This is a genomic window from Candidatus Methylomirabilota bacterium (assembly GCA_036005065.1).
GTDB lineage: Bacteria > Methylomirabilota > Methylomirabilia > Rokubacteriales > DASRDR01 > DASYQW01.
The window spans coordinates 20,017-28,413 of the sequence record DASYQW010000354.1 but is presented as its reverse complement, the minus strand read 5'-3'; the positions used below and the strand labels follow the sequence as shown (position 1 = coordinate 28,413).

The 8,397-nt window shown below is 71.0% G+C and carries 7 protein-coding genes; 2 read left to right on the top strand and 5 right to left on the bottom strand.

Translation table 11 applies throughout. The features are described from left to right. Both VGW35_24020 and VGW35_24015 read right to left on the bottom strand, forming a co-directional pair. A partial coding sequence (locus tag VGW35_24020) for an alpha amylase C-terminal domain-containing protein (protein HEV8310743.1) occupies window positions 1-1,848 on the bottom strand: 1,848 nt, incomplete at its 3' end. Between the two features lie 7 nt (window positions 1,849-1,855). Next, on the bottom strand, window positions 1,856-2,656 hold the full coding sequence (locus VGW35_24015; GenBank protein ID HEV8310742.1) for a PIG-L deacetylase family protein: 801 nt from the start codon (window positions 2,654-2,656) through the stop codon (window positions 1,856-1,858). A gap of 158 nt (window positions 2,657-2,814) precedes the next feature. On the opposite strand from VGW35_24015, the gene VGW35_24010 reads away from it, so the two are divergent. After that, window positions 2,815-3,057 (top strand): hypothetical protein, encoded by a 243-nt coding sequence (locus VGW35_24010; GenBank protein HEV8310741.1) that lies wholly within the window; start codon window positions 2,815-2,817, stop codon window positions 3,055-3,057. A gap of 175 nt (window positions 3,058-3,232) precedes the next feature. Here VGW35_24010 and VGW35_24005 read toward each other — a convergent pair whose 3' ends face one another. Next, on the bottom strand, window positions 3,233-4,591 hold the full coding sequence (locus VGW35_24005; protein ID HEV8310740.1) for an aspartate aminotransferase family protein: 1,359 nt from the start codon (window positions 4,589-4,591) through the stop codon (window positions 3,233-3,235). 163 nt (window positions 4,592-4,754) lie between these two features. Here VGW35_24005 and VGW35_24000 point away from each other — a divergent pair, with 163 nt between their 5' ends. Then, complete coding sequence (locus VGW35_24000) at window positions 4,755-5,600, top strand: DUF4238 domain-containing protein (GenBank protein ID HEV8310739.1); 846 nt, start codon at window positions 4,755-4,757, stop codon at window positions 5,598-5,600. Between the two features lie 13 nt (window positions 5,601-5,613). On the opposite strand, the gene VGW35_23995 is transcribed toward VGW35_24000, so the two are convergent. Together VGW35_23995 and oxlT are read right to left on the bottom strand one after the other, a co-directional pair. After that, window positions 5,614-6,675, bottom strand: a complete 1,062-nt coding sequence (locus VGW35_23995; protein HEV8310738.1) for a PQQ-dependent sugar dehydrogenase — start codon at window positions 6,673-6,675, stop codon at window positions 5,614-5,616. 224 nt (window positions 6,676-6,899) lie between these two features. Continuing rightward, on the bottom strand, window positions 6,900-8,126 hold the full coding sequence (oxlT, locus tag VGW35_23990) for an oxalate/formate MFS antiporter (GenBank protein ID HEV8310737.1): 1,227 nt from the start codon (window positions 8,124-8,126) through the stop codon (window positions 6,900-6,902). Between the last annotated feature and the right edge of the window lie 271 nt (window positions 8,127-8,397).

Below are 8,397 nucleotides of genomic sequence, written 5' to 3'. Positions count from 1 at the left end.
GGCGGCGATCACCGCCCCGCCGTTGCCCTGTCGCCAGGGGTTGACCCAGTTGTCGTAGACGTCGCTGTTGAAGGCCTCCTCCCAGCGACCGGGGCGGGGGAAGCCGAGCTGGTAGTCGAGGTGGGTGGACTCGCTCAGGTTCGCGACGACGACCACGTCCTGGCCCACGGCGGGAACCCAGCGGTGGAAGGCGAGCACGCGGGTGTCGTCGTGGACGTGAGAGACCCGGAAGCCCTCGGCGCGCAGCGCGGGGAGGCGGTGGCGGAGGTGAACGAGGTCGCGGACGCAGCGATGGAAGTCGCTCATGTGCCTGTCGGCGCCTTCCAGGCCGGCCCAGTAGAGGCGAAGGTTGGGCCGAGCCTCGACATTGTCGGACCACGGCTTGTCTTCGAGGAACTCCTGGCCCATGAAGAGCATCGGGGTCCCGGGTGAGGTGAGGAGCAGGCCCGCCGCGACGCGAGCACGGCTGCGGGCGTACCAGGAGCGGGGGTTGCCGCCGTCGGCCAGGCGGGCGATGCGCGGCTTCCGGCCCTCGAGGACCTCGTCGTGCGTCTCGAGATTCTGCACGAACTTCCACGACTGATCGAAGCCGGCCGGCCAGAGCGCGCCGGCGATTCCCGTCATATCCACCTGAGCCTGCGCGCCGCCACCGGCTCCCTCGAGCGCGCGACGGGCGGCGTCCCGCAGGGCGTCGTGGTAACAGGTGTCGAAGCCGGCCCCGCCCTCCGACGCGGCCTTCACGACCCAGGGATTGACGCTCCAGTACTCGGCGTGCTGGAGGCCACCGGGGCGGACGGCACGGCAGGTGCCGGTCAGGTCCTGAAGGAAACGCCAGCCGTCATGGCGATTGGCCTCGACCAGGACGCTCACCTGATCGTGGCGGAGGCCGTCGGCGTGGAACTCCTGGAAGAGGAACTTGGCGTTGTCGATCAGGAACTGGCGGACTTCCTGGCGCCAGAGGGCAAAGCACAGGCCGCCGGCATGACCGATGTCGCTGAAATAGAGGCTGTCGTTGTTGTCGCCATAGGGCAGGCGGTCGAAGAAGTAGATGCTCTCGTCGCCGAAGTCCCCGCCGGCGTGGTTGTAGACCACGTCGAAGATCACGGCGAGACCATGGACGTGGGCCAGGTCCACCAGGCACCGGAGCTGGTTGGCGGCTCCGTCCATGTCGGACGCCGAGAGCGGCGGCTGACCGTGGGCGGTGAGCAGGGCATTGATGCCAGGCAGCCGAGCGGCCACTTCGGCGGGGGAGCACTCGAAGTCGTTCTCCGGGGAGAAGTAGTCGGTCCCGTTGTACCCCAGGCTGAACGTCGTGTTGAACTCCACGATGGGCAAGAGCTGGATGGCGGTAACGCCCAGGTCGCCGAGGTAGGGCAGCCGTTGGACGACGTCGAGAAACTTGCCGGCCTGTTGACCGCCCTGCGGCGACCAGAACGCGCCGACGTGGAGCTGATAGATGATGAAGTCGTGGAACCGGGGCGTGCGATAGGCGGCGTCGTGCCACGGGTATCGGCTCGCATCGCGCACGACGCAGTTGCAGTTGGGGAAGGACGCCGGCAGGTTGCTCAATTCGCGGGCGTAGGGGTCGCGCTTGTAGCCCTGGCCGCCCGGGCCGATGACGTAGAACTTGTACTCGGCGCCATCGACGACGCCGGGCCAGAAGCCCGCCCAGTAGCCGTGGGCGTCCGGGGTCAGCCGGTTCGCGGCGGAAGGCTGCCAGCCGCTCCCGTGGCTGACCAAGTGCACGGCCTGAGCCCGCGGCGCCCAGACCCGGAAGGTGGCGCCGCCGGCCACCAGATTGGCGCCCATGGGCGTGCCGGCCGAGATGTGGGTCAGCGAGGCGGGCATCGGCCTGTCACGTACTGTCGAGCCGCATGCGGCGGAAGGCCTCGGCCGCCGCCAGGCCGCGCCGCGCGCCCTGCTCGCGCGCCCACTCGGTGATCATCTCGGTGGGGTCCCACTCGCCCATCTGGGTGCGGTGCGCCTTGAGCGCGGCCAGCTTGACGTCCAGCACCGGCGAGATGTCGATGACGGTGTCCGGGCGGGGGGATCCGTGGATGAACACCGTGTCGACGTGGTGGGGGAGAAGCCCCTCGTCCAAGAGCTCGGGGAAGATGAGGCGGGTCTCGGCCGAGGGGAAGACCGCGTCCAGCGTCACGTCGGCCGCCACCCGATGGTCGGGGTGGTTCAGGTAGCTCGAGCCATAGAAGCGCACCGTGGGGTCGCCGCACACGACCGCGTCGGGGCGATAGCGGCGGATCAGGCGGGTGAGCTCGCGCCGCAGCGCCAGGGAGGGCTCCAGCATGCCGTCCTCGAAGCCCAGGAACACGACCTCGGAGACGCCGAGGAGACGGCAGGCGTCCCGCTGCTCCTCCTCCCGGATGGGCGCCAGCGCCTCCCGGGTCATGGTGAGGGGCGTGTACTGATTGGAGCCGGCGCCGCCGCTGGTGATGCACACGGTGACGACGGTGCTCCCCGCCCGGGCCCACTTGGCGAGGGTCCCGGCCACGGTGAACTCCTGGTCGTCCGGGTGCGCATGCACGCTCAGGACCCGCTGAGGGGCGGGCGGCTCGAGGGCGCGCCCGGCCCGTCGCCGCCGGCGCTCGGGGATCGCGGGGGTGCGCTCCCGCGACTCCTCCGATCGTCGGGCCGTCATGCGCGGCTCGTCACGGCCAGGTAGTGGTACTCTCGCATCCCATCCATTCTAGTCACCCCGTCCGGGACCCGCCAGTTGATCGAGCGCGGGCGCCGTGTCAGGCTGGGAGCGCGGGGCCTCAGGGGGTCGCATCGCGCTTCACCCGCAGGAGGGCAACCATGGCCGACGAGAAGGTCGAGGCCGAGCTGGCGCGCCTCCGCGCCGAGAACGAGGCGTTGAAGAACCGGGCCCGGAAAGGGATCAGCCTCCGGGTGAGCGACAAGGGCGGGGTGTCCGTGTACGGGCTCGGGCGGTTTCCCGTCACGCTCTACAAGGAGCAGTGGCTGAAGCTCCTCGACGTGGCCGACGAGATCCGGACGTTCATCCGGGAGAACGAGGGCCAGCTGAAGACGAAGGAGTGAGGGCCGGGCGACCCGGGCCGCTCGGTCTCGCCGGTCCTAGGTCATTTCGGGGGGGCCTCGGAAGACCCCCCCGATGCCCCCCCGTCGTGGCGGCGGCGAAGCCGCCGCTCGGAGCACTCCTCGATGCACCACGCGCTCGGTGGTCGGCGCCGGGTTGGGTTACGCCGACACACTCCTAGCTCCGGAGGCTCGCGGCGACGGCGGGATCGGCCAGCGCGTCGTCGAGGGCCGCTTCGAAGATCTCCAGGATCTCGTCCATCTCGGTCGCCGAGGTGGTGAGAGGCGGGGCCAGGGCGACCATCCAGTGGCTGGCGCGCAGCAGCAGACCGCGCCGGCGCGCGGCCTCGCGGACGCGGAGGCCGAAGCCGACCTCGGCCGGGAACGGGTCGCGGGTGCCCGCCTCCCTGACGAACTCGACGCCGACCAGGAGACCCTCGCCGCGCACGTCGCCGATCACCGGCCGACGCGCCTGGATCTCGCGGAGTCGCGCCTGGGCCTGGGCGCCGCGGGCCTTGGCGTTCTCGACGATGCGCTCCTCGGCGATCTGGCGGATGGCCGCGAGCCCGACCGCGCAGGCCACCGGGTTCCCACCGTAGGTGTGACCGGCGTGGAACTGCACGGCGTCGGCGGCCTCGCCCCAGAAGGCCTCGGCGATCCGGCCGGTCAGCACGTTGGCCGCCAGCGGCGCGTAGCCGCCGCTCATCCCCTTGCCGAGGCAGAAGATGTCCGGCCAGGTGTCCCAGAGCTCCGCCGCGAACAGGGTGCCGGTTCGCCCGAAGCCGGTGATGATCTCGTCGTAGATCAGCAGGATGTCGTATCGGTCGCAGAGCGCGCGGATCCGGGGAAGGTAGTCGGAGGGCGGCACGACGACGCCCGCCGACGTCAGGATGGGCTCGGTGATGAAGGCGGCGATCGTCTCCGGGCCTTCGAGCTGGATGACCTCCTCCACGAGTCGCGCGTACGTGACCCCCAGCGTCGCCGGGTCGCCGGGGAACGGCGGCCGGTAGGGATCGGGGGTGTGGAGGTGGATGAATCCGCCCGGGAGCGGCTCGTAGGCGGCGCGCCAGCCGGGCCACCCACCGGCGGCCAGGGCGTGGCCGGTCGCGCCGTGGTAGGCGCGGTAGTGCGAGAGCACCTTGTACTTCGTCGCGGCTCCCGTCTGCTTGTGGTACTGGCGCGCCATCTTGATGGCGGCCTCGGTGACCTCGGACCCTCCGGACAGGAGCTTCACGGTCGTGTACTGGCGGGGTAGGATGTCCAGGAGTACCCGCGTCAGCTCGAGCGCGCGGTCGTTGGTTCCGAGCGTCGGGCAGGCGAGGACGAGCCGCTCCAGCTGGCGAGCGGCGGCCTCGGCGAGGGCCTTGTTGCCGTGACCGAGATTGACGCAGAAGGTACCCGAGAGCCCGTCGACGTAGCGGCGGCCGTCCACGTCGATGACGTGGATCCCGCGCCCCTCGGTGAGGATCAGCGGGTTCTCGGCGAACGTCTTCATGGGCAGGAAGTCCACCATGATGTGGCGCGCCAGCTCTTTCACGGGCTCCTCCTTCCGCGTCGCGGCATCGGCAGTCGGCTACCCGTCAGGGTAACACATCCAGCGACACGTGGGGCCGGGGTGGCCGCCGAGGCCGCCCATCGAGCGTTGCCGGCGCCGGCGGAATGACGGAAGATGAACCTGCCAGCCGCAGCAAACCCACGACATGAGCGACGAAGCCCGCCGCCGCCTCGTCCCTGACTCTTTCCTGTCGCGGTTCGCCGACGGCGCCGGTCGCCTCATGGCGGAACGGCGCGACCGGAACCGGCGGCTCCTGCTCTCCGTCGAGGAGGCGACCGCGATGGCCGGCTTCTACGAGGTCGCGGGGAGCGGCGCGGAGCCGCGGAACCTCGCCCGGCAGCTCGACCGGATCGAGGTGCGAGCGGCCGACGTGATCGGCCAGATGCTGGAGGGCGCGTTTCCCCCGGTGGGCGAGAACCGCGCGTACCTCGCGCTGTTCGTCGCCTTTCAGCTCCAGCTGGGCCGCGGCCACCGCGAGACGCTGGCCCGCACGGCGGAGCTGCTGACCGAGCTGATCGTGGCGAATCTCCGCGAGCGTCCCGAGGCGGTCGAGGACGCCGGGGAGGGGACGCCGGAGACTGCCGGACCCGAGGACGCCCACGTCACGGTCTCCGGCAGCGAGCCGTCGCCGCGCACGCTGTCCAGCGGGCCTCGCCTGGCTCATCTGCTGTCGGCCCGAACCTGGCAGCTCGTCCGCTTTTCCAGCCGGCAGCTCCTGACCGGCGACACGCCGGTCGTCCTGTGGAGCCGGCCGGGGCTCGCCGGAGCGTATCGGTCAGGCCTGGGCGCCGCCGACGAGGTCCGCGTGCCCCTCGACCCTCGGCATGCGCTCATCATGGCCCGGAAGGCGCCGGCGGGCGAGGTGATCCGGGAGCTCGACGAGCGACATGCCCGGGCGCTCAATCGCACCGTGGCCGAGGGAGCACACGAGTGGATGTATTACCACCCCGAATCCGATCCGATGGAGCGCGTCGAGCTCGCGCCGCCGTGACGGCGGGCGGCCGTCAGGGGGTGACGCGGAGGACCCGGTCGTCGTCGGCGGCCGGCGACCCACGGCCGTCGCGGTTGCTCGTCGTCACGAAGAGGGCTCCGCCGGGCCCGACCACGACGTCGCGCAGCCGGCCGTAGCTTCCGCTCAGGAGCGCGTCCACGTGTCCCACCGACAGGTCCGGGCCCAGCCGGATGCGCAGGAGCCGTTGTCCCCGCAGCGCGGCCACGAAGAGATGGTGGTCCAGGATGGCGATGCCGGAGGGCGCCCACGTCTCCTCGCCCGACTCGATGATCGGATCCACGTAGCGCCCGGCGCCGCCCTTGCCGGTGACCTCGGGCCAGCCGTAGTTCCGGCCGGGCTGGATGTGGTTGACCTCGTCGTGGGCCGTGGAGCCGTGCTCGGCGGCCAGCAGCCGGCGGGCGGAATCCCAGGCGAGCCCCTGCGGATTGCGGTGGCCCAGCGAATAGGTCGGCGATCCCGGAAACGGATTGTCGCCCGGCACCGTGCCATCCCGGTTGAGCCGGAGGATCTTTCCGGCCAGGGAATCCCGGTGCTGCGCCAGTTGCGGGTTGGCCGCATCCCCGGTCGTGACGTAGAGCTTGCCATCGGGCCCGAACTTCAGCCGGCAGCCGTCGTGGATGCCGGCGGCGGGGATCCCGTCGAGGAGGATCCGCTCCTCGCCGGCCGCGCGCTCGCGGAGGGTCAGCCGCGTGACGCGATTGACGGCCGATCCCCCTCTGGACGCCGTATAGCAGACGTAGAGGTGCCCGTTCTGTCCGAAGTCGGGGTCCACGGCGAGGCCCATGAGGCCCCCTTCGCCCTGGGCCGCGACCGACAGCGTCGCGACCGGCGCGGTCTCGAGCCGGCCATTCTGGACGAGACGGATCCGGCCCGGCCGCTCGGTCACGAGGAGCCGGCCATCCTCGGTGAAGGCGAGGCTCCAGGGCACCTGGAGCCCCCGGGCCACGACCTCGACCTTCGGCTGTCCCACGCCCGCGGTGGCCAGCGCGAGCGCCAGGGTCAGGCCTGCGAATCCAATGAGGGGAACCGCGCCTCCGGCACCGGCTTTCTGCATACCGCTCTAGTGTGCCGCAGTTCTCGAACGGAGGAAATGGAGAGACTACGCGGCCGCCCCGCCACCGCCGGCCGGCGATCGGATACGGGTCTCTCGGAGTGACCGAGCGCGAAGGATCGCCCAACCGCCCCGGGTTGGTGTTCCGCTTCGAGCGCGGGCTTCGCCCGCGCAACCTTACTCCTGGGGGAGGTTTGGGAGGGGCCGTCGAGGCCCCCTCCCATCATCTACAGCGAGGAGCGGGCCCGGAGCGGTCGCAGCACGAGCAGCGCCAGGAGCGCGGCCGTCCAGTCGAGCGCGGTCGCCGTGAAGAAGATCGGCTTCCAGCTTCCGGTCGCGGCCGACACGAGGCTGCCGATCGGCACCATCAGCGCCGCCACGCCCTTGGCCGTGTAGAGCAGGCTGTAGTTGGTGGTGGCGAACCTCCGGCCGAACATGTCCCCCGAGAGCGCGGGGAACAGGCTGAATATCTCGCCCCAGGCGAAGAACGCCAGACCCGAGAGCACGACGAACATCATCGGGTCGTGGGCCAGGTGGACCAGGGCGAGAATGGCCGCCCCCTCCAGCCCGAAGGCCAGGAACATCGTCCGCTCCCGGCCGAGGTGGTCCGACAGCCAGCCGAACAAGGGTCGAGTGATCCCGTTCAGCACGCGGTCCATCGAGAGGGCGAAGGTCAGCGCCGGCAACGTGATCCCCAGCAGCGAGACCGGGCGGTCGCCGACCCTGAAGTCGTCGCTGATCGGGCCGAGCTGGGCGGTGGCCATGAGGCCGCCGGTCGCCACCATGGTGAACATGGCGTAGAGCAGCCAGAAGGCGGGCGTCCGCACCGTCTCGAGCGGCGTGAAGTCCCGGCCCGACTGCTGAACGGTGGGCTTGTCGACCGCCGGGATCTCGCCCGGCCGAGGCGCCCGCAGGACCGTGGCAGCCACCAGGACGACGAGCCCCTGGAGGAGCCCGAATCTCAAGAAGGTAGACTGATAGCCGCTTTCCCGGATCATGTCCTCGATCGGCGCGATGGTGAGCGCCGCGCCGGCGCCGAACGCGGCCGCGGTGAGTCCGGCGGCCAGGCCGCGACGATCGGGGAACCACTTGAGCGCGCTGCCCATCGCGGTTCCGTAGACGCAACCGGTGGCGAGCCCGCCGACCGCGCCGCCCAGGTACAGCATCGGAAGGGACTGGGCCCAGGCATTGATGCCCCAGGCCGCGGCGGCGAAGAATCCACCGGCGGCCACCACGAGACGCGGCCCGATGTGGTCGACCAGGTAGGCCTCGAACGGAACGAGCCAGGTCTCCGCGAGCACGAAGAGCGTGAAGGCGAACTGGATTTCCGCGCGGCCCCAGTGGTGGGCTCGGTTGATGGGGTCGACGAAGAGCGTCCAGCCGTACTGGAGATTGGCCACGGCCACCAGGGCCACGATGCCAGCCCCCAGCTGGAGCCATCGGTGGTGGATCATCGACGCGAGCGACGCCGCATGCGCAGGCCGACTTATGCCATGCGGAAGCCGGCACAGTCAAGCCGAACGGTCCGCCGCCGGCGCGCCTCGGCGCCGACGGCCGGGTCAGGCTGTCGGAGCAACCGGTCAGCCCGCCTCGAGCGCGGCCGCCTCGAGCAGACCCCCGAAATGACCTAGGAGCGTGTCGGAGTAACCCGGCCGCTCGCTCCGAGCGCGCGACGCATCGAGCAGCGCTCCGAGCGGCGGCTGTGCCGCCGCAGCCGAGGGGGGC

Bases quoted from the DNA above. Each gene is read 5' to 3' on its own strand.
- VGW35_24015 (HEV8310742.1), bottom strand. From the start codon at position 2,656: ATGACGGCCCGACGATCGGAGGAGTCGCGGGAGCGCACCCCCGCGATC.
- VGW35_24010 (HEV8310741.1), top strand. From the start codon at position 2,815: ATGGCCGACGAGAAGGTCGAGGCCGAGCTGGCGCGCCTCCGCGCCGAG.
- VGW35_24000 (HEV8310739.1), top strand. From the start codon at position 4,755: ATGAGCGACGAAGCCCGCCGCCGCCTCGTCCCTGACTCTTTCCTGTCG.
- VGW35_23995 (HEV8310738.1), bottom strand. From the start codon at position 6,675: ATGCAGAAAGCCGGTGCCGGAGGCGCGGTTCCCCTCATTGGATTCGCA.
- oxlT (HEV8310737.1), bottom strand. From the start codon at position 8,126: ATGATCCACCACCGATGGCTCCAGCTGGGGGCTGGCATCGTGGCCCTG.